Source organism: Aquabacter cavernae (assembly GCF_003993795.1).
GTDB classification, from domain to species: Bacteria; Pseudomonadota; Alphaproteobacteria; order Rhizobiales; family Xanthobacteraceae; genus Aquabacter; species Aquabacter cavernae.
This window is the reverse complement of the sequence record NZ_RWKV01000015.1, coordinates 98854-119899: the sequence shown is the minus strand read 5'-3', so window position 1 is coordinate 119899 and position 21046 is coordinate 98854. Positions and strand designations below refer to the sequence as shown.

The 21046-nt window shown below is 69.0% G+C and carries 18 protein-coding genes; 10 read left to right on the top strand and 8 right to left on the bottom strand.

Annotated features, from left to right (window positions below):
- Window positions 1-9: 9 nt before the first annotated feature.
- Window positions 10-1863, bottom strand: coding sequence for an ABC-F family ATP-binding cassette domain-containing protein (locus EJJ38_RS13980; RefSeq protein ID WP_127090749.1), 1854 nt, complete (start codon window positions 1861-1863; stop codon window positions 10-12).
- A gap of 183 nt (window positions 1864-2046) precedes the next feature.
- Between EJJ38_RS13980 and treZ the strand changes: the two genes are divergently transcribed.
- Entirely contained in the window at window positions 2047-3816 is a 1770-nt protein-coding gene (gene treZ / locus EJJ38_RS13975) for a malto-oligosyltrehalose trehalohydrolase (protein WP_127091072.1), read from the top strand.
- 214 nt (window positions 3817-4030) lie between these two features.
- Here the strand turns inward: treZ and EJJ38_RS13970 are convergent, their stop codons facing one another.
- Together EJJ38_RS13970 and EJJ38_RS13965 are read right to left on the bottom strand one after the other, a co-directional pair.
- Window positions 4031-5200 (bottom strand): FAD-dependent monooxygenase, encoded by a 1170-nt coding sequence (locus tag EJJ38_RS13970; RefSeq protein WP_205666172.1) that lies wholly within the window; start codon window positions 5198-5200, stop codon window positions 4031-4033.
- A 3-nt stretch (window positions 5201-5203) separates the two neighbouring features.
- On the bottom strand, window positions 5204-5455 hold the full coding sequence (locus tag EJJ38_RS13965; RefSeq protein ID WP_127090748.1) for a zinc-finger domain-containing protein: 252 nt from the start codon (window positions 5453-5455) through the stop codon (window positions 5204-5206).
- Between the two features lie 324 nt (window positions 5456-5779).
- Here EJJ38_RS13965 and EJJ38_RS13960 point away from each other — a divergent pair, with 324 nt between their 5' ends.
- From EJJ38_RS13960 to EJJ38_RS13920, 9 genes are all read left to right on the top strand, one after another.
- Window positions 5780-6874: a Tim44 domain-containing protein gene (locus EJJ38_RS13960; RefSeq protein WP_127090747.1), complete on the top strand. Its 1095-nt coding sequence runs from the start codon at window positions 5780-5782 to the stop codon at window positions 6872-6874.
- A 310-nt stretch (window positions 6875-7184) separates the two neighbouring features.
- Window positions 7185-8156: a lipid kinase gene (locus EJJ38_RS13955; protein ID WP_245454248.1), complete on the top strand. Its 972-nt coding sequence runs from the start codon at window positions 7185-7187 to the stop codon at window positions 8154-8156.
- 15 nt (window positions 8157-8171) lie between these two features.
- Window positions 8172-8924: a TerC family protein gene (locus tag EJJ38_RS13950; protein WP_127090746.1), complete on the top strand. Its 753-nt coding sequence runs from the start codon at window positions 8172-8174 to the stop codon at window positions 8922-8924.
- 126 nt (window positions 8925-9050) lie between these two features.
- On the top strand, window positions 9051-10103 hold the full coding sequence (locus tag EJJ38_RS13945) for a hypothetical protein (protein WP_127090745.1): 1053 nt from the start codon (window positions 9051-9053) through the stop codon (window positions 10101-10103).
- Between the two features lie 60 nt (window positions 10104-10163).
- Complete coding sequence (locus EJJ38_RS13940) at window positions 10164-10916, top strand: alpha/beta fold hydrolase (RefSeq protein ID WP_127090744.1); 753 nt, start codon at window positions 10164-10166, stop codon at window positions 10914-10916.
- Between the two features lie 71 nt (window positions 10917-10987).
- Complete coding sequence (cysE, locus tag EJJ38_RS13935) at window positions 10988-11857, top strand: serine O-acetyltransferase (RefSeq protein ID WP_127090743.1); 870 nt, start codon at window positions 10988-10990, stop codon at window positions 11855-11857.
- Between the two features lie 32 nt (window positions 11858-11889).
- Window positions 11890-12099, top strand: coding sequence for a DUF3126 family protein (locus tag EJJ38_RS13930; protein WP_127090742.1), 210 nt, complete (start codon window positions 11890-11892; stop codon window positions 12097-12099).
- Window positions 12100-12309: 210 nt separating this feature from the next.
- Complete coding sequence (gene pcaD, locus EJJ38_RS13925) at window positions 12310-13086, top strand: 3-oxoadipate enol-lactonase (protein WP_127090741.1); 777 nt, start codon at window positions 12310-12312, stop codon at window positions 13084-13086.
- Between the two features lie 432 nt (window positions 13087-13518).
- Window positions 13519-14391 carry a cation diffusion facilitator family transporter gene (locus EJJ38_RS13920; RefSeq protein ID WP_245454247.1) on the top strand — a complete coding sequence of 291 codons (873 nt, stop codon included), beginning with the start codon at window positions 13519-13521 and terminating at the stop codon, window positions 14389-14391.
- Between the two features lie 205 nt (window positions 14392-14596).
- On the opposite strand, the gene EJJ38_RS13915 is transcribed toward EJJ38_RS13920, so the two are convergent.
- The 5 genes from EJJ38_RS13915 to EJJ38_RS13895 all read right to left on the bottom strand — a co-directional run bounded on the left by EJJ38_RS13915 (window position 14597) and on the right by EJJ38_RS13895 (window position 20996).
- The gene (locus tag EJJ38_RS13915; RefSeq protein WP_127090739.1) at window positions 14597-14830 is read right to left on the bottom strand and encodes a formate dehydrogenase subunit delta; all 234 of its coding nucleotides are present in this window, start codon (window positions 14828-14830) and stop codon (window positions 14597-14599) included.
- The gene (gene fdhD / locus EJJ38_RS13910) at window positions 14820-15674 is read right to left on the bottom strand and encodes a formate dehydrogenase accessory sulfurtransferase FdhD (protein ID WP_245454246.1); all 855 of its coding nucleotides are present in this window, start codon (window positions 15672-15674) and stop codon (window positions 14820-14822) included. The genes EJJ38_RS13915 and fdhD overlap by 11 nt, the downstream gene beginning before the upstream one ends.
- Before the next feature lie 261 nt (window positions 15675-15935).
- The gene (fdhF, locus tag EJJ38_RS13905) at window positions 15936-18773 is read right to left on the bottom strand and encodes a formate dehydrogenase subunit alpha (protein ID WP_127090738.1); all 2838 of its coding nucleotides are present in this window, start codon (window positions 18771-18773) and stop codon (window positions 15936-15938) included.
- A 184-nt stretch (window positions 18774-18957) separates the two neighbouring features.
- Window positions 18958-20520, bottom strand: a complete 1563-nt coding sequence (locus tag EJJ38_RS13900) for a formate dehydrogenase beta subunit (RefSeq protein WP_127090737.1) — start codon at window positions 20518-20520, stop codon at window positions 18958-18960.
- The gene (locus EJJ38_RS13895; RefSeq protein WP_127090736.1) at window positions 20517-20996 is read right to left on the bottom strand and encodes a formate dehydrogenase subunit gamma; all 480 of its coding nucleotides are present in this window, start codon (window positions 20994-20996) and stop codon (window positions 20517-20519) included. Before EJJ38_RS13895 ends, EJJ38_RS13900 begins: the two co-directional genes overlap by 4 nt.
- Window positions 20997-21046: the final 50 nt, after the last annotated feature.

The window sequence follows — 21046 nt, the reverse complement described above, 5'->3', positions numbered from 1 at the left end:
ATCGTCCGGCTATTGCGCGGCTTCCGCTGCGCTGCTGGCCTCCAGCCATTCCTCTTCCGCGCCCGCCTGGGCGTCCACCGCTTCCGCGCGCTGGCGGGTGAGGCGGGCCTTGTCGGCGGGGAACTTGGCGAGCTTGGGGTCGGCGAGGCGCTTGTCGATGGCCGCGATGTCCTTCTCCAGCTTGGCCATCACCGCCTCGGCGTCCTTCACCCGCTTGCGCAGGGCGATGCCGGCAGCGTCTTCGGAGGTCGCCTCCGGCGCCTCCTTGTCCTTGCGGCCATCGCCGGTCATGCGGCCGGTGCGGCTCAGCACGTCCTTGCGATACTGGTCGAGGTCGCCCTCATAGGACTTCACCGTGCCGTTCCCCACCAGCCACAGCCGGTCCACGGTGGCTTCCAGCAAGTGCCGGTCATGGGAAACCAGGATGACGGCGCCGGGGAAGTCGTTGATGGCGGCGATGAGCGCTTCGCGGGACTGGATGTCCAGATGGTTGGTGGGCTCGTCCAGGATCAGCAAGTGCGGCCCATGGAAGGCGGCGAGGCCCAGCAGCAGGCGCGCCTTCTCGCCGCCCGAGAGGGACGAGACCTTGGTATCGCCCGAACCGCCGGAAAAGCCCATCTCGGCCGCCCGCGCGCGCACCCGTGCCTCCGGCGCGTCCACCATCAGGCGGCGCACATGCTCCACCGGGCTCTCGCCGGGGCGCAGTTCGTCCAATTGGTGCTGGGCGAGATAGGCCACTTCCAGCTTGTCGGCCCGCACCATGCTGCCCCGCTGGGGGGCAAGACGCTCGGCGATGAGCTTGGCGAAGGTGGACTTGCCGTTGCCGTTCGGCCCCAGAAGGGCGATGCGGTCGTCCTCGTCGATGCGCAGGTTGAGATTGCGCAGGATGGGCTGGCCCTCGGTATAGCCCACATCCACCCCGTCCAGCACCACGATGGGCGGCGAGAGCAGCTTCTCGGGATGGCGGATGGAGATGGAGGCTTCCTGCTCGCCCACTTCCGGGGCGATGGGCTCCATGCGCGCCAGCGCCTTCATGCGCGACTGGGCCTGCTTCGCCTTGGTGGCCTTGGCCCGGAAGCGGGCGATGAAGGCCTCCATGTGGGCGCGCTGGGTTTCCTGCTTCTTGCGGTGCTTCTGGTCCAGCATCAGCTTCTCGCGGCGCTGCCGATCGAAGGAGGTGAAGGTGCCGCGATAGAGGGTCAGCTTGCCGTTGAAGAAATGCAGGATGTGATCGACGGACTCGTCCAGCAGGTCGCGGTCATGGCTGATGAGGATGACCGTGCCGGGATAGGTGGACAGATAGTCCTGGAGCCAGAGCGTGCCTTCGAGGTCGAGATAGTTGGTGGGCTCGTCCAGCATCAGGAGGTCCGGCCCGGTGAAGAGCAGGGCCGCCAGCGCCACGCGCATGCGCCAGCCGCCGGAGAATTCCGAGCAGGCGCGGGCCTGCGCCGCCTCGTCGAAGCCGAGGCCCGCCAGGATGCGCGCGGCCCGCGCGGGGGCGGAATGGGCGTCGATGTCCACGAGACGCATCTCGATCTCGCCGATGCGCATGGGGTCCGGCCCCGCCTCGCGCTCCTTCAGCAGCGCGGCGCGCTCCACATCGGCGGCCAGCACGCGCTCGATCAGGCTGTCGGGACCGGCGGGGGCTTCCTGCGCCACGCGGCCGATGCGGGCGCGGTTGGGCAGGCGCACGCTGCCGCTTTCCAGCTCCAGCTCGCCCATGACGGCCTTGAACAGCGTGGTCTTGCCCGCGCCGTTGCGCCCCACAACGCCCACATGCGCCCCATCCGGGATGGAGACCGAGGCGTGGTCCAAGAGGAGGCGGCCCGCGATGCGCAGGGAGATGTCATCGAGAACGATCATGATGGGGCCTTCTGGCAGGCGCGGCGGCGCAGGGCAAGGGGTGCGGTGCAACAGCGGCGGGAACCGCTCCGCCGTCCGGCGGGTTCAAGCTGAAACCCCGCCGGGGATTGCCTGCCCGTGACCCGCTCCCATCCCAACCGCCCCGCCACCGGCCCAGACGCCGGAGCAGCGCGCCGCCATGTGATGCCCTATGGGGCTGAAATCACCCCCGAGGGCGTGCGCTTCACCCTTTATGCGCCCGCCCAGCGCCGGGTGCGCCTGCATGTGGACGGGCTGAGCCTGGACATGGAGGCCCGGCCGGGTGGCTGGCATCAGTGCCTCGCGCCCGTGTCCGCGGGCGTGCGCTACGGCTTCGAGCTGGAGGACGGCTTGCGGGTGCCCGATCCCGCCTCGCGCTACCAGCCGGAGGATTGCCACGGTCCTTCGGAAGTGGTGGACCCCGCCCGCTTCCGGTGGCGCGACGGCGACTGGCGCGGCCGGCCCTGGCACGAGGCGGTGCTCTATGAGCTGCATGTGGGCGCCTTCACGCCGGAGGGCACGTTCCGCTCCGCCATGGACCGGCTGGACGATCTGGTGGCGCTGGGTGTGACCGGCCTCTCCCTCATGCCGCTGGCGGATTTTCCCGGCGCCCGGAACTGGGGCTATGACGGCGTCCTGCCGTTCGCGCCCGATTCCACCTATGGGCGGCCGGAAGACCTGAAAGCGCTGGTGGACGCGGCGCACCGGCGCGGGCTTATGGTGATCCTCGACGCGGTCTATAATCATTTCGGGCCGGACGGGAATTATCTCGGCGCCTATGCCCCCTCCTTCTTCACCGACCGCCACCGCACGCCCTGGGGCGCGGCGCTGAATTTCGACGGGCCGGACAGCGGCCCGGTGCGCGACTTCTTCATCCATAACGCTCTGTATTGGATCGAGGAATTCCACATGGACGGGCTGCGGCTCGATGCCGTCCATGCCATCCGCGATTCCGGCCCGGACCATCTGCTGCGCGAGCTGGCGCGGCGCGTGCGGGCGGCGGCGGGCGACCGGCACGTCCATCTGATCCTGGAGAATGAGGACAACGCCGCCGCCCGGCTTGTGCGCGGCGATGCCGGCGCCTTCACCGCCCAGTGGAATGACGATGTCCATCACGGCCTGCATGTGGCGCTGACCGGGGAGGGGGACGGCTATTATGCCGACTATCGCGCCAACCCCGCGCTCCTGCCGCGCGCGCTGGCGGAGGGCTTCGCCTTCCAGGGGGAGGTGATGACCGGACGGGAGGAACCGCGGGGGGAGCCCAGCGGCCACCTGCCGCCGCAGGCTTTCATCGGCTTCCTCCAGAATCACGATCAGGTGGGCAACCGGGCGTTCGGCGAGCGCATCACGGCTTTGGCCGCGCCGGAGGCGGTGCGGGCGGCGGCGGCGCTCTATCTGCTGGCGCCGCAGATCCCCATGCTGTTCATGGGCGAGGAATGGGGCTGCGCGCAGCCCTTCCCCTTCTTCTGCGATTTCTCCGGCGACCTGGGCGATGCGGTGCGCGAGGGGCGCCGGGCGGAATTCGCGCGCTTTCCGGCCTTCGCCGATCCCGCCCGGCGGGAGCGCATCCCGGACCCGTGCGCGCCCGCCACCTTCCTCTCCGCCAAATTGGACTGGGCGGCGCGCGAGACGCCGGAGCCCGCCCGTTGGCTGGATTGGACCCGCCGCATCCTCCAGGCCCGCCGCCGCCACATCTGGCCATTGGCCGCGCGGCTCGCGCAGGGCGGCACCTGGCGGCGCGTGGGGGACACCGGGTTCGTGGTGGTGTGGCCGGGACCGGCGGGCGAAGCGCTGGCGGTCCAGGCCAATCTCGGCCCTGATCCTCTGGACGGTTTTGCGGATCGTACGGGCGAGGTCATCTGGACCGAGGGGCGCTTCACGGGCACCCGCGCCGATCCCTGGAGCGTGCGCTGGACCCGCGGCCCGGCGCTTTAGCGTGGCCTGAAGATGCGGAAGAAGCTGTCGCTGGCGCGCCCGTGCCCCCTCTCCCCTCGCGGGAGAGGGCTGGGGTGAGGGGGGCCTCACCGCCTGGAATAACCTTTCAGGATGCCACCACGCCCGGCCGTACCCCTCACCCGCTTCGCTCTCGCTCAGCACCCTCTCGCAAGGGAAGAGGGAGGGAGCGCTTTGGCACGGCGGGGTCCGGACCTCAGACCCCGTAGAGCCAGTCATAGCGCTCCAGCAGCCGGTTTCCCGTGAGGCCGATGAAGGCGTCGCGGGCAAGGCGCGGCGGGCCGGAGAGGTGATAGATGGCGCCCGATGTGCGCGCCTCACGCTGGATGCGGGCGGTGCGCGGGCGGCGGGTGGTCTCGTAGGCCCGGAGCGCCGCTTCGGCGCCCGCCTCGCGGGTGACGGCGCCCGCAAGCTCCGCCGCATCCTCGATGGCCTGGGCCGCGCCCTGGGCGAGGAAGGGCAGCATGGCATGGGCGGCATCGCCCAGCAGCGTGCCGCGCCCGGCGCCCCAGCGGGGCAGGGGATCGAGATCGTACAGGCCCCAGCAGCGGAATTCGCGCACCGCCGCGAGCAGCGCGCGCACCTCGTCCGCCCAGCCCGCGAAGGCGGCATGGACGGTGGAGGCGTCGCCCGGTTCGCTCCAGCGGGCCACCGGCTGGTCGGTCTTCACAACGGCCACGATGTTCACCGCCTCGCCGCCCCGCACCGGATAGGTGACGAGATGGGCGTCCGGCCCGAGATGGAGCTTCACGGCGGGGCGCGGGCCGGGCCGGGCGGGCACGGTGGCGCGATAGGCGATGCGGCCCGCGAAGACCGGGGCCGCCGAGCCGCCGAGCTGCGCGCGCACCACGGAGCGCACGCCATCGGCGCCCACCAGGATGTCGCCCTCCAGCACCACCGCCTGCCCGTCGCGATTCGCCACCGCCACGGCCGCGTCGTCGGACACCTCGACCCCTTCGAGCTTCGCGCCCATCTCGAACGCGCAGCCGAGCGCCCCCGCCGCATCGGCGAGCACGCGCAGCAGGTCCGCCCGATGGGCCACCAGGAAGGGGGCGCCATAGCGCTGGGTGGCGGGCGCATAGGGGCAGGTGGCGATCATGCGCCCGCTCTGCCCGTCGCGAATCTCAAGCGCCTCGGGCGCCACGGCGACCGCTTCCAGGGCCGGAAGCACGCCGAGGTCCCGCAGCACGCGCGTGGCGTTGGGGCTCAATTGGAGCCCGGCGCCCACTTCCTCGAAGGCCGGGGCCTGCTCCAGCAGGCTGACCCCCAGACCGGCACGGCGCAGCGCGATGGCGCAGGCCAGCCCGCCGATGCCGCCGCCCACGATGAGGGCGCGCGAGACCGGGCGATGATCGGGCCGGGCCACGGCTCAGGCCGCGACCGGCCGCTCCTGCCACACGCATCCCTCGGGCTTCGCCTCGGAGGATTTCAGGGCCGGATTGAGGCGGTAGAGGGTGGAGCAATAGGAGCAGACGATCTCGTGGTCGTCGCCCATGTCGAGGAAAATATGGGGATGGTCGAAGGGCGGAGTGGCGCCGATGCACATGAATTCATGCGCGCCCACTTCGACCACCGGAACACCCAGATCGTTGCAGAAGTGCGGGATACCGGTGGCTGCCATGTCTGCCTCGTCGCGCGTTGACGGCTGAAAATCGCGCGGACTTTACTCTCTCCCGCGGCGCGGCGGAAGGCATGTCGCGCGGGTCCTGACATGAGCCGGGAAAGTATCCGAACAGCCGCCCCGCACTGGAAATGTGTGCCGCAAAGGCAGCCTTCGCAGCTGCGAAACGCTGTGGCATCGACCCCCGAGGTCGCCCACGCCACTCCACGGGAATGTGCGCGCGACGTCGTTTCGGCCCCTTACATTGGCTGCGGGCGCATCCTATATGTGGATGGTTGCCGTTAGGGCAACTTGGGAGAAAGCGCTTCGCTTCGTCGAGGGGATATGAACATTTTCAAGCGTTTACCAGCCATCTTGGGCGTCTTCCTGCTGGGCGCCGCCATGACGATCGCAGCAGTGGATACCGCGGACGCCCGCAAGGGCGGCAGCGTGGGTAGCCGCGGTTCGCGCACCTATACGGCGCCCCCCACAACCAACACCGCGCCCAGCGCGGCGCAACCCATCCAGCGTTCGGCGACCCCGGCGCCCGGCCCGCAGAGCGCGGCCGCGGCAGCGGCTCCCGCACGCGGTGGCATGTTCGGCGGCATGGCCGGCGGCCTCCTGGGCGGTCTCGCCCTCGGCGGCCTCGTGGGCATGCTCATGGGCGGCGGCCTCGGCGGCATGGCCGGGTTCCTCGGCCTGATTCTCCAGGTCGCCCTGATCGGCGGCGTCATCTTCCTGGCGATGCGCTTCTTCGCGGGCCGTCGCCAGCAGGGTCCGGCCGCGGCCGGCGCGGGCGCGCCCTTCAACGCCAATGGCGGCATGTTCGGCGGCTCCGCGCCCCAGAACGGCCCCCAGAACGGCCCCCAGACGGCCAACCGCTCGGCTCTCGGCGGCTTCGGCGGCATGGGCACCGGCATGGGCGCCTCGAACATGGGTGGCACGAATAACGGGATGGGCGGCATGACCCCCGGCTCCGCCGTGCCCCCGCAGCAGCCGGTCTACCAGCCCGCCCCCAACCGCAAGGTGCGCGACGAGATCGGCGTGAAGGGCGAGGATTTCGACGCCTTCGAGAAGTGCCTCGTCGGCGTGCAGGATGCCTTCTCCCGCGAGGACCATGGGGAACTCGCCCGCCTCACCACGGTGGAAGTGTTCAACTTCTTCTCCGAGGAACTGGCGGAAAACGCCCAGAAGGGCGTGCGGAACGAAGTGAGCGACGTGAAGCTCGTTCAGGGCGACCTCGCGGAAGCCTGGCGCGAGGGCGGCGTGGAGTATGCCACGGTCGCCATGCGCTACGAGATGCGCGACGTGATGCGTGACCGGACCACCGGCGCGCTGGCGGCGGGCAGCTCCGAGGCGCCGGAGACGGTCACCGAGGTGTGGACGTTCACCCGTCCGCGCGGCGGCGAGTGGGTGCTCTCCGCCATCCAGGACACCTGAGACCGCAAGGGCTGACGCGGCCACCGCCGCACGCGCTTGATCAGGCCGGGGTGGTCCCTACCCCTCCCGGCCTGCACGAGGCCGGGCGAACGACCTTCCGACCGGCATACTGGGCCCGGCGCGCGAGCGCCGGGCTTTTTCATTTCCGGCACCCGAAACATGGGTGCGTCAATCTGCCTCATGCTTGGGGAGTGGGCGCGGCGCCTTGCTCAGCCTACCTAAGCGTCAGCTTTCCGGGCCCCTCTGGCGCGTCCATTCTATTGGCGCGTGATGTCGTGAAGCTCCGACAATTTTGCCGGTGAGGGGTTCCGTGAGCATTTCGTCCGTCGAGTCCTATTCCGATGTCGTTCGTCCGCGACGTGCGCTGTTCGTCGTGAACGGCAAGGCGCGCCAGGGCGATGCCTGCGTCGCCGACGTGCGCCGCACGCTGGAGGAGGGCGGGCTTCAGCTCACCGCTGCGTCCCTGCAGGACGGCGAGAGCCTGTCGGACCTGATCCGCCGCCATGCGGGCAATTGCGACCTCGCGGTGATCGGCGGCGGCGACGGCACGCTGAACGGCGCCGCCCAGGGCCTGTTCGACACCGGCCTGCCGCTGGGCGTCATCCCGCTGGGCACCGCCAATGATTTCGCCCGGACCCTGGGCATCCCCGCCGATCCCTTGGCCGCTGCCCGCCTGATCGTGGAGGGCGAGCCGCGCCCGGTGGATCTGGGCATGGTGAACGGCCATCTCTTTCTCAACGTCGCCTCCATCGGCTTCTCCGCCGATCTCGCCCGCGAACTGACGGGCGCGGCCAAGAAGAAATGGGGCAAGCTGGGCTATGCCATCACGGCCGCGCGGCTGCTCGCCCAGTCGCGGCTCTTCACGGCCTATATCGAGCATGACGGCACCATCGAGACCGTGCGCACCCTCCAGGCCTCCGTGGGCAATGGCCGCCATTACGGGGGCGGCATGACGGTGGCGCAGGACGCCACGGCCGATGACGGCACCCTCGATTTCTACAGCCTGGAGGTGGACCATTGGTGGAAGCTGCTCGTGCTGCTGCCGAGCCTGCGCGAAGGAACCCACGGCCAATGGGACGATGTGCGCGCCTTCCGCACCACCGACGTGATCATCCGCACCCGCAAGCCGCGCGCGGTGAACACGGATGGCGAACTGACCACCTGGACCCCCGCCCATTTCACCATTCACCCGGCCGCCCTGCGGGTCTACGCGCCCGCATCCGCGCCGGTTCGCATCCAATCCTCGCGCCGCTTCTCCCGCGTCGCTCCCTTTCATCCGTGAGCTAAAGAGCGAAAGATGGACTATCTGCTTCAACTCGCCGCCGACCCCGCCGCCTGGGTCGCCCTCGTCACGCTGGTCGCCATGGAAGTGGTGCTCGGCATCGACAACCTGATCTTCATCTCCATCCTCACCAACAAGCTGCCGGAGCAGTTCCGCTCCAAGGCACGGCGCATCGGCATCGGCCTCGCGCTCATCATGCGCCTCGTGCTGCTGGGCACCGTCGCCATCATCGTCACGCTGACCACGCCGGTCTTCTCGGTGTTCGGCCATCCCTTCTCCTGGCGCGACATGATCCTGATCGCGGGCGGCTTGTTCCTGGTGTGGAAGGCCACCAAGGAGATCCACCACAATGTGGAGCATCCGGCCGAGGGAGACCTGTTCGAGGCCGGCGCGTCGAAGGTGGGCATCGGCTTCGCCTCGGCCATCGCGCAGATCATCATGCTGGACCTGGTCTTCTCCATCGACAGCATCATCACCGCCGTGGGCATGACCGAGCACATCCCGATCATGGTCATCGCCGTGCTCGCCGCGGTCACCGTGATGCTGCTGGCGGCGGACCCGCTCGCCAAGTTCATCGAGGCGAATCCCACCGTGGTCATGCTGGCCCTGGGCTTCCTCATCATGATCGGCATGACGCTGATCGCGGAAGGCTTCGGCGCCCACGTCCCGAAGGGCTACATCTACGCCGCCATGGCCTTCTCCGCCGGGGTGGAGGCTCTCAACATGCTGTCGCGGCGCCGCCGCCCCAGCTCCGGCGGCCGCCACTAAAGCCTGATCCACTCAGGTCGATCCGACCTGAGTGGATCCCGCCGTCCTCTCCCGCTCCCGCGCCGGCCCGAAGGGCAGGGCGCGGGGTGGCGGGGCCGGGCGGCATTTCCCATATGCATGGGATCCATGAGACGGATCCTTGCCTTTCTCTTTCTCTGTTCGGCCCTCGGCGCGCTCGCGCCCTGGGCGCTTCCGGCCGCGCGGGAGGGTATGACCCTGGTGCGCGGGCGGGAGGATCCGTCCCTGCTCGCGGAACTGGCCTTGTCGGGCCTCACGCCGCAGGCCATGGCCGGGCGGATCGATGCGGCTCTTGCCGCCGATGATCCGGAACTGGCCGCATCGGCCCTCCAATGGGCGGATGCCCATGCCATTCCCGTCGCCCCGGACCTGCGGGCGCGGGTGGCGCAAGCCAACACCGACACCGCGCAGGCCCTGCGCGCCGCGCGCAAGTTCGGCGCGGGCTTCCTCACCGGCACGCCGGACGATCTGGCGGGCCTTGCGGGCGCGGCGGCGGGTGACCTCACGGTGTGGGGCGATCTTCGCGACGCGACGCGGGAGGGCTGGAACTATGCCCGAGGCGAGCCCACGGACACGCTGATTCTCGGCCTGTCGGCGGCGGGCCTCGCGCTCACCGCCGGCACCTATGCGACTTTGGGGGCCAGCGCCCCCGCCCGTGCGGGCCTCACGCTCGTGAAAGTGGCGCGTCGCACGGGGCGGCTCACGGCGTCGCTGGGCACGGACCTCACCCGCCTTGCCCGCGAGAGCGTGGATTTCGCCGCCTTGCGCAAGGGCGCGGGCGCGCTGGATGCGGGCGCGCTGAAGGCGGCCATCCGGCCGGCGGGCGCCGCGAAGCTGACCCGCGTGCTGGACGATCTGGGCACGGTACAGGCGAAGGCAGGAACCCGCGCGGCGCTGGACGGCCTCGCCGTGGCGGAGACCACCGGCGATGTGACGCGCCTCGCGCGCCTCGCGGAGAAAAGCGGCGGGCAGACGCTGTTCATCCTGAAGAGCGTGGGGCGCGGCGCGCTGGTGATCACCGGGGCGCTGCTGTCGTTCCTCTGGTGGGCCGTCGGGGCGCTGGTCTGGCTGGTCATGCTGGTGTCGGGCCTCAACGGCCTATGCGTCAGCGCAGCCCGGCTATGCTGGCGGCGCCTTCCCTCCCGCGCCCAGCGGCAGTAGAGACAGGACCGTCAGGTTTCGGCCGCGCGCACCCTTGCGCGCCGCTCCTTCGAGGTTCCCATGCCCACTTTCTCCTCCGACGGACTGGACCTTTCCTATGTGGAGGAGGGCACGGGCGATCCGGTCCTGCTCATCCATGGCTTCGGCTCCACCAAGGAGGTGAACTGGGTCAACACGTCCTGGTTCAAGACGCTCACCGGGGCGGGCTACCGGGCCATCGCCTTCGACCATCGCGGCCACGGCGCCTCGGCCAAGCTCTATGCGCCGCAGGACTACCACACCCGCCTCATGGCCAAGGACGCGCTGCGCCTGCTGGAGCATCTCGGCATCCCGCGCGCGGACGTCATCGGCTATTCCATGGGCGCGCGGGTGGGCGCCACCATGACCATGCTTTACCCTGAGCATGTGCGCTCGCTCATCATGGGTGGGCTCGGCTACCACCTCATCGACGGCGTGGGCCTGCCCCAATCCATCGCGGACGCGCTGGAAGCGCCCAGCCTGGACGACGTGACCGACCCCATGGGCCGCATGTTCCGCGCCTTCGGCGACGCCAACAAGGCGGACCTGAGGGCGCTGGCCGCCTGCATCCGCGGCTCGCGCCAGACGCTGGAGCGGGACGAGGTGGCGAGCATCCGCCAGCCGGTTCTGGTGGCGGTGGGCACGCGGGACGCCATTGCGGGCGACGCGCGCAAGTTGGCCGAACTTCTGCCCAACGGCGAGGCGCTGGACATTCCCAACCGCGACCACAATCCTGCCGTGGGCGACAAGGTGTTCAAGCAGGCGGCCTTGGAATTCCTCGCCCGGCGACCGTGATCGGGGGCGGGATGCGCCCATGCCGGGAGCTGTGCTAGAAGTTAAGCGAATTGATCAATCGGGAGGCTGCGATGGCACAGTCCCTGTTCCAGACGCAGGTCCCCGCGGCATCGAAATCCGCGGGGGAACGCTGGCAAGACGTGGTGGACCCGGTGTGGGCACGCCTGCGCAACGAGGCTGACGAGGCCGCCGAGCGCGAGCCGCTGCTGGCCGGCTTCATGGTGGCGAGCGTGCTCGGCCATGACAGCCTGGAAGCGGTGGTGGGCGCGCGCCTCGCCGCCCGCCTCGACCATACGGAACTGCCGGCTTCGCTCATTCGCGCCGCCTATCGCGAGGCGGTGGCGGGAGACCGCTCCATTCCCCAGGCGCTGCGCGCCGACATCATGGCGGTGGTGGACCGCGACCCGGCCACCACGCGCACGCTGGAGCCGGTGCTCTATTTCAAGGGCTTCCACGCGCTCCAGACCCATCGCCTCGCCCACTGGCTGTGGCTGCAGGGGCAGAAGGACTTCGCGCTCTATCTCCAGAGCCGCGTGTCCGCCGTGCTCGGCGTGGACATCCATCCCGGCGTTCCGGTGGGCCGGGGCATCTTCCTCGACCATGCGACGGGCATCGTGGTGGGCGCCACCGCCGTCATCGAGGATGACGTGTCCATTCTCCAGGGCGTGACGCTCGGCGGCACCGGCAAGGAGACGGGCGACCGCCATCCCAAGATCCGGCGCGGCGTGCTCATCGGCGCGGGCGCGAGCGTTCTGGGCAATATCGAGGTGGGCCGCTGCGCCCGCATCGCCGCGGGCTCCGTGGTTCTGAAGCCCGTGCCCAACAACACGACCGTGGCGGGCGTGCCCGCCAAGGTGGTGGGCGAGGCCGGCTGCGCCGAGCCTGCCCGCGCCATGGACCAGATGTTCGACGACAACATCTTCGCCGGCGCGGACATCTGAGACTTTTTTCGACCCCCTTGGAGGACTGACGTTTGGATAAGACCGAGCTGGAGCGCGTGCAGCGCTATCTTCGCACCTTGTTCGGGAACCCCCAGATCAAGGTGACGGCGCGGCCGAAGAAGAAGGATTCCGCCGAGGTCTATCTCGGGGACGAGTTCATCGGCGTCCTGTTCAAGGACGACGAGGACGGCGACCTCTCCTACAATTTCCAGATGGCCATTCTGGACACCGACCTCGACTGAGGCGCGGGGAAGCGGCGGCCCGTCCGCCGCTTCTTTCTTCCCCGGATGACGGGGAGGATCCGATGGTTTCGACCCTCCCGCCCCTGGCGGGAGGGTTTTTTCTTTCGGCGCGCGACGGCCTCAAGCGGCAGAGGCCGGCGAAGACCCTGCCTCTTTCCTCGGGAACCGCGAGGCGCTAGATCGGGTATACCGAATACCTGAGGGTTTCCCGTGTCCGTCCTCACCTTTTCCGGAGAGCGTTTCCGCGTCGCCATTGAGGGACCGGAGGCGGCCCCGCCCCTGGTTCTCGCCCATTCGCTCGGCACGCGGCTGGAACTGTGGGATCCCATCGTCCCGCGCCTCGCGCGCCGCTTCCGCGTCATCCGCTATGATGCGCGCGGCCATGGGCAGAGCACGGCGCCGGACGCGGTCTATTCCATGGGCGATCTCGGCCGCGATCTCCTGAACATCCTGGATGCGCTGAACCTGCCGTCCGCCCATCTGTGCGGCCTGTCTCTGGGTGGCATGGTGGGGCAATGGATGGCGCTGAACGCGCCCCACCGCCTGAAACGGGTGGTGATCGCCAATTCCACCGCCCATGCGGGCCCGCCGCGCCTGTGGGAAGGGCGCATCCGCCATATCCGCAAGGTGGGCCTCGACGCCGTGGCGGATGCGGTGATCGAGAGCTGGTTCACGCCGGAATTCCGCGCGGCCGACCCGGCCGCCGTCGCCAGGGTGCGCGGCATGATCACGGACACCCCGGCGAGCGGCTATATGGGCACGAGCTGCGCCATGCGCGACATGGATTTCCGCGAGGATCTGAAGCGCGTGAAGGTGCCGGCCATGGTGATCATCGGCGCGCGCGACCGCTCAACCCCGCCCGCCTGGGGCGACCTCGTCGCCGCGCACCTGCCCGGCGCCCGGCGCGAGGAGCTGGATTGCGCCCATATGTCGGTGGTGGAAATGCCCGATGCGTTCGCCGGTCTCGTTGAAGACTTTCTGAAGTGAAGCGGACGCATTGAAACCGACACGCGATTGACGCTGAATGCGATGTATTGCGCTGCAGCGGCGCAGGCGGCGAGACAGGCGGGGCGGGACATGGCGGGGCGGGACACGGCCGGAGACCCGGCGAAGAACACCGGGGCGCACGATCATGCGGGGCACGATCACGGCTCTGGCGATCATGCGGGCCATGATCACGCAGGCCATGACCATTCGGGGCACGATCATGCGGCCCCCAAGGCTCCCAAGGCCGCTGCGGCACATGCCCACGAAGAACACGAGCATGAAGAGCACGACCACGCAGGTCATGATCATGGAAAACATGCTCATGAGGCGCACGGGCATGACGATCACGATCATGCCGGGCACGACCATCACGGCCACGGCCACGGTCACGGCCATTCCCACGGCCATGGCGGGCATGACCATGCCCATGCCATGCCCAAGTCGCTGCGCGCCTTCGCCATCGGTGCTTCGGTCAATTTCGCCTTCGTGATCATCGAGGCCGGGTTCGGCTTCTTCTCCGGTTCGCTGGCCCTGATGGCCGATGCGGGCCATAACCTGTCTGACGTTCTGGGCCTTCTCCTGGCCTGGGCCGCCGCATGGCTCGCCCAGCGCCCGCCCACGGAAAAGCGCACCTTCGGTCTCGGCCGCTCCTCCATCCTGGCGGCGCTGGCCAATGCCATCATTCTGCTGGTGGGAACCGGCGGCATCATCGTGGAAGCCATTTCGCGCTTCGACGATCCCGAGCCCATCCAGACCGGCATCGTGATGATCGTCGCGCTCATCGGCATCGGGGTGAATTTCGGCACGGCCATGCTGTTCATGGCGGACCGGAAGGAAGACCTGAACGTGCGCGGCGCCTTCATCCACTTGGTGGCGGACGCCGCCATCTCCCTGGGCGTGGTCATTGCGGCGGGCGTCATCGCGTTCACCGGCTGGCTCTGGCTCGATCCGGTGGTGAGCCTTGCCATCGCCGTGGCCATCGTCCTGGGCACCTGGGGCCTGTTGCGCGACAGCGTGGACATGGCCATGGACGCGGTGCCCGCCGGCATCGACGTGGCGGCGGTGAAGGCCTATCTCGCCGCGCGCCCCGGCGTGTCCGAGGTGCATGACCTGCACATCTGGGCACTCTCCACCACGCAGAACGCCATGACCGTCCATCTGGTGCGCCCCGGCGCGGCGCTGGACGACGCCTTCCTCATGCAGACGGCGGACGAGCTGAAGGAGAAGTTCCGCATCGGCCACGCCGCCATCCAGGTGGAGGCGGGCGACATGCCCTGCCGGCTGGCCGCTGCCCACGTTGTGTGAGGCGGGCGGCGCGCCGTCCGAGAGTTGAAACGGCCTGGACGGCGTCTTTAGGAAAACAGCGTCATGGCCGGGCTTGTCCCGGCCATCCACGCGGACCCGCTGGGTGCGCGCTCGACGCAGAGGCGTGGATACCCGGGACAAGCCCGGGCATGACGGCCTTAAGGCTCGAATCCATCCGCCCGAAGGTCGATCACCTCAGCCGATGTCAGGCCGCCTTGACCGGCGTCAGTCCCTTCAGCGCTTCCAGGGCGATGGGGGAGAGGCCCTCGCCGCCATGGGCGATGTGCTCGGCGATGCCGGCGCGCATGCGCGGGTCCCAGAATTTCTGGATGTGATCCCGCGTGCCCGCCACGGCGGTGGACGGGGGCTGGCTCGCGAAGAAGGTGGCGATCTGGTTCGCCATATAGACGAGGCGGTCGGTGGTGGTCTTATGCGACATGGCTCTGCCGTGAGGGTTCGTCCGGCCCGATGCGGGCGGGATGGGTGAAGAGTTCAAAGCCGTCCGGCCGCACGATGGCGGCCAGGGTGATACCGGCGGCGTCCGCCGTGCGGATGGCGAGCGAGGTGGGGGCGGAAACGGCGGCGATGACGCCGACCCCCAGCACCGCCGCCTTCTGCACCATCTCGATGGAGACCCGGCTGGTGAGCAGCAGCAGGCCGCGCGCGGGCTCGGCCTCAAGCCGCGTCACCTTGCCCACCAGTTTGTCCAGGGCGTTGTGGCGGCCCACATCCTCGCACACGGCGAGAAGCCCGCGCCCCGGCTCGAAATAACCGGCGGCGTGCACCGCCCGCGTCTCGTGGTTCAGCGCCTGGGCGGGGCCGAGCAGGGCCATGGCGGCGAGCAGCGCATCGGGGGTGAAATGCGCGTGCGAGGCCACCAGGGCGGCGGGCTTCACCGCCTCGGACAGGCTCTCCACCCCGCACAGGCCGCAGCCCGTGGGCCCCGCCAGATGGCGGCGGCGGGCGGAGAGATGGCCCATCTTTTCCTCCGCGATCCACATGCGGGCCTCGATGCCCTCTTCCACCGCGATCACGTCCAAGGAGAGGATGTCGGCGGCATCCGCGATGATGCCTTCGGTGAGGGAGAAGCCCAGGGCGAAGTCGGCGATGTCCAGGGGGCTCGCCATCATCACCGCATGGGTGGTGCCGTTATAGGTGAGGGCGACGGGGGTCTCTTCGGGCACCGCCCGCTCCCCGCGCGTGGTCGCGCCGTCCTTCCACGCATCGCGGGCGATGCGGCGGACGGGCTGGGGAAAGTCCGGCATGGCGGGGTCGTCAGTCATGGCGCGTACCGGTGAGGGATGATCCCTTCAAGGTCGTGCGGGCGAGGGCGGAGTTCAAGCGGGTCCGCGTGAGGGATGCGCCGTCCCATTCCCTCTCCCGCTTGCGGGGGAGGGTTAGGGAGGGGGCAAGGGCCGGGAGCAGGCCGTCGGCCGTTGTTGGCGGAGAAGCGTGCTTTCCCCCTCCCCAGCCCTCCCCCGCAAGCGGGAGAGGGAGTGCGGCGCGCGGGTGGGAGAGGGGCGTCATGGAAGCGGGTCCCCCGCTCACTCCGCCGCTTCGGCGATGCGGCGGCTCTCGCGGGAGAGCTTTTCATACTCTTCCTGCCAGCCCGTGGGCCCGTTGGAGGGCGCCACCTGCACGGCGGTGACCTTGTATTCCGGGCAATTGGTGGCCCAGTCCGAGAAGTCGGTGGTCACCACGTTCGCCTGGGTCACCGGATGGTGGAAGGTGGTGTAGACCACGCCCGGCTGCATGCGCTCGCTGATGACCGCGCGCAGCGAGGTGGAGCCGGCGCGGCTGTCGAGGCGCACGAAGTCGCCGTCGCGAATGCCCCGGTTCTCCGCGTCGTGGGGGTGGATCTCCAGCACGTCCTCCGGATGCCAGGCCACATTGTCGGTGCGCCGGGTCTGGGCGCCCACATTGTACTGGGACAGGATGCGCCCGGTGGTGAGCAGCAGCGGGAAGCGCGGGCCGGTGCGCTCGTCGGTGGGCACGTATTCGGTGAGGACGAACTTGCCCTTGCCGCGCACGAAGCCGCCGATATGCATGATGGGGGTGCCTTCCGGCGCCTTGTCGTTGCAGGGCCACTGCACCGACCCCATCTCGTCCAGCTTCTTGTAGGACACGCCCGTGAAGGAGGGGGTGAGGCGGGCGATCTCGTCCATGATCTCGCCGGGATGGGCATAGTCCATCTCATAGCCCAGCGCCTTGGCGAGCATGAGGGTGACTTCCCAGTCCGCATAGCCGTTCTTGGGTGCCATCACCTTGCGCACGCGCTGGATGCGGCGCTCGGCATTGGTGAAGGTGCCGTCCTTCTCCAGGAAGGAGCAGCCGGGCAGGAAGACGTGGGCGTAGTTGGCGGTCTCGTTCAGGAACAGGTCCTGCACCACCAGGCATTCCAGCGCGCCGAGGCCGGCCGAGACATGGCGGGTGTCGGGGTCGGACTGGAGGATGTCCTCGCCCTGCACATACATGCCCTTGAAGGTGCCATCCACGGCGGCATCGAACATGTTGGGGATGCGCAGGCCCGGCTCGTCGTCCAGCTTCACGCCCCACAGGGCCTCGAACGAGGCGCGGGTGGCGTCGTCCGAGATGTGGCGGTAGCCCGGCAGCTCGTGCGGGAAGGAGCCCATGTCGCACGAGCCCTGGACGTTGTTCTGGCCGCGCAGCGGGTTCACGCCCACGCCCTTGCGGCCGATATTGCCGGTGGCCATGGCGAGGTTGGCGATGGCCATCACCGTGGTGGAGCCCTGGGAATGCTCGGTGACGCCCAGGCCGTAATAGATGGCCCCGTTGCCGCCCTTGGCATAGAGGCGGGCCGCGCCGCGCACCAGCTTGGGATCGACGCCGGTGAACTTCTGGATGGTCTCGGGGCTGTGGCGCTCGTCGGCGACGAAGGCGGCCCAGTCCTGGAACTCGTCCCAGTCGCAGCGCTCGCGCACGAAGCTCTCGTTCACGAGGCCCTCGGTGACGATCACATGGGCGAGCGCCGTGACGATGGCCACGTTCGTGCCCGGGCGCAGCGGCAGGTGATAGTCCGCCTGCACATGGGGCGTGCGCACGATGTCGATCTGGCGCGGATCCACCACGATCAGCTTGGCGCCCTGGCGCAGGCGCTTCTTCATGCGCGAGCCGAACACCGGGTGGCCGTCCGTGGGATTGGCGCCGATGACCAGGATGACGTCGCTGTCCTCGACCGAGTCGAAGTCCTGCGTGCCCGCCGAGGTGCCGTAGGTCTGGGACAGGCCGTAGCCGGTGGGCGAGTGGCAGACGCGGGCACAGGTGTCCACGTTGTTGTTGCCGAACGCGCCGCGGATCAGCTTCTGGACCAGATAGGTCTCCTCGTTGGTGCAACGCGAGGAGGTGATGCCGCCCACCGAGCGGCGGCCATACTTGGCCTGGATGCGCTTGAACTCGGAGGCGGCGTAGTTGATCGCCTCCTCATAGCTCACTTCCTGCCACGGCTCGTGGATGGAGGCGCGGATCATGGGCTTCAGGATGCGGTCCTTGTGGGTCGCATAGCCATAGGCGAAGCGGCCCTTCACGCAGCTATGGCCGCGGTTCGCCTTGCCGTCCTTGTAGGGCACCATGCGCACCAGCTCGTCGCCGCGCATCTCCGCCTTGAAGGTGCAGCCCACGCCGCAATAGGCGCAGGTGGTCACCAGCGAATGCTCGGGCGTGCCGATGTCGAACATGGCCTTTTCGTTGAGCGTCGCCGTGGGGCATGCCTGCACGCAGGCGCCGCAGGAGACGCACTCGGAAGAGAGGAACTCCTCGTCCATGCCCGGCGACACGCGGGAGCCGAAGCCGCGGCCGGAAATGGTCAGCGCGAACGTGCCCTGCACTTCCTCGCAGGCGCGCACGCAGCGATTGCAGACGATGCACTTGGACTTTTCATAGGTGAAATAGGGGTTGGACTCGTCCTTCCCCATCTTGATGTGGTTCTCGCCCTCATAGCCGTAGCGCACTTCGCGCAGGCCGACGACGCCGGCCATGTCCTGAAGCTCGCAATCGCCGTTGGCGGAGCAGGTCAGGCAGTCGAGCGGGTGGTCGGAGATGTACAGCTCCATGACGCCCTTGCGGATCTGCTTCAGCCGCTCGGTCTGCGTCTTCACCACCATGCCGTCCATGACGGGCGTGGTGCAGGAGGCGGGCGTTCCGGCCCGGCCCTCGATCTCCACGAGGCACAGGCGGCAGGAGCCGAATGCGTCCAGCATGTCGGTGGCGCACAGCTTGGGGATCTGGTTCCCCACCTCCATGGCGGCGCGCATGATGGACGTGCCTTCCGGCACCTCCACCTTCATGCCGTCGATGACGAGGGTGATGACCTTCTCCGACTTGGAGGCCGGGGTGCCGTAGTCAATTTCATGGACGAGGGACATGGCGGCGGTCCTCAGAATTCGGTTGTGTTCGCGCGGGCGTGGGGCGAGAGCCCCCTCCCCAAACTCCCTCCCCCGCAAGCGGGAGAGGGAGTTTGGGGTGCGCCGGAAATCAAAGCCCTCTCCCGCTTGCGGGGGAGGGTTGGGAGGGGGAAATGGCCGGTGATGCCGATGGCTTCCATCATGCTTACTCCGCGGCCATCGGCAGCTTCGGGCTGGCGCCGAAGTCTTCCGGGAAATGGGTGAGGGCGCTCATGACCGGGTAGGGCGTGAAGCCGCCGAGTGCGCACAGCGAGCCGAGCTTCATGGTGTGGCAAAGGTCGGTGAGGATGGCGAGGTTCGCCTCCCGCCGCTCGCCCGCCATGATCTTGTCGAGGGTTTCCTTGCCGCGCGTGGAGCCGATGCGGCAGGGGGTGCACTTGCCGCAGCTCTCGTGCGCGCAGAATTCCATGGCGAAGCGCGCCATGTGGGCCATGTCCACCGTGTCGTCGAACACCACGATGCCGCCATGGCCGATGAGCGCATCCTTGGCCGCGAACGCCTCATAGTCGAAGGGCGTGTCGAACTGGTGCACCGGCAGATAGGCGCCGAGCGGCCCGCCCGCCTGCACCGCCTTCACCGGGCGGCCGGAGGCGGTGCCCCCGCCGATGTCGTTCACCAATTCGCCCAGCGAGATGCCGAACGCGGTCTCGAACAGGCCGCCATGCTTGATGTTGCCGGCCAGCTGGATGGGCATGGTGCCCCGCGAGCGGCCCATGCCGAAGTCGCGATAGAAGGCGCCGCCCTTTTCCAGGATCACCGGGACGGTGGCCAGCGAGATCAGGTTGTTGATGACGGTGGGCTTCTGGAACAGGCCCTTGATGGCGGGCAGCGGGGGCTTGGCGCGCACCACGCCGCGCTTGCCTTCCAGGCTTTCCAGCAGCGCGGTTTCCTCGCCGCACACATAGGCGCCCGCGCCCATGCGCATTTCCATGTCGAAGGAGAGCCCGGAGCCCAGCACATTGTCGCCCAGCAGTCCCGCCTTGCGGGCGATGGCGATGGCCTTGTCCATCACGGCGAGGGAGAGGGGATATTCCGAGCGGCAATAGACATAGCCCTTGGTGGCTCCCACCGCGAGGCCGGCAATGGTCATGCCCTCGATGAGGCAGAAGGGGTCCGCCTCCATGATGAGGCGGTCGGCGAAGGTGCCGCTGTCGCCCTCGTCCGCGTTGCAGACGATGTATTTCTGGTCCGCCGACGTGGCCGCCACGGTGCGCCACTTGATGCCGGTGGGAAAGCCCGCGCCGCCGCGCCCGCGCAGCCCGCTCTGGAACACCTCTTCCACGGTGGCGGACGGGCCGATCTCCACGGCCTTGGCGAGGCCCTTATAGCCGCCATGGGCCTTGTAATCGTCCAGCGACAGCGGATCGATGATGCCGCAGCGGGCGAAGGTCAGGCGGGTCTGCTTCTTGAGATAGGGGATCTCTTCCACGAGGCCGAGGCACAGCGGATGGTCCTTGCCCTCCAGCATCCCGGCGTCCAGCAGCGCGGGAATGTCGGACGGCTTCACGGGGCCGTAGCTCACGCGCCCGGCGGGGGTCTCCACCTCCACCAGGGGCTCCAGCCAGAACAGACCGCGCGAGCCGTTGCGCACGATGCGCGCCTCGGTGCCGCGCGCGGCGAGCGCCTCGGCGAGGGTCCGGGCGACGCGGTCCGCGCCGCAGGCCAGCGCGGTGGCGTCGTTGGGAACGAAGATACGGGCGGTGCTCATCGGTTGGCCTCCGCCACCAGTTCGTCAATGGTTTCGCGATCGAGGCGGCCCACAAGGCGCCCGTCGATCATGGCCGCGGGCGCGCAGGCGCACAGGCCGAGGCAGAAGATGGGCTCCAGCGTCACCCGGCCGTCTGCGGAGGTCTCGCCCATCTCCAGGCCGAGGCGCTCCTGGGCATAGTCGGACAGCGCGTCCGAGCCCATGGACTGGCACGCTTCGGCGGCGCACAGCTTGATGACGTGGCGGCCCGGGGGCTCGCGGCGGAAGTCGTGGTAGAAGGTGACCACGCCGTGCACTTCGGCGCGGGAGAGGTTCAGGCTCTCGGCGATCATGGGAACCACGGGCTCGGGCACGAAGCCGAAAGCCTCCTGGATCGCGTGCAGGATCGGCATGGCCGCGCCGGCCATGTCCCGGTGCGTCTCAATGATCTGGGACGCGCGTTCCGCGCTCCAGGGTTCGTAGCCTGCCTGATGCATCCTTGTTTCCCGTCTGGCGAGCCTCAGGCCCGCTTCTTTGAGATCGTTAC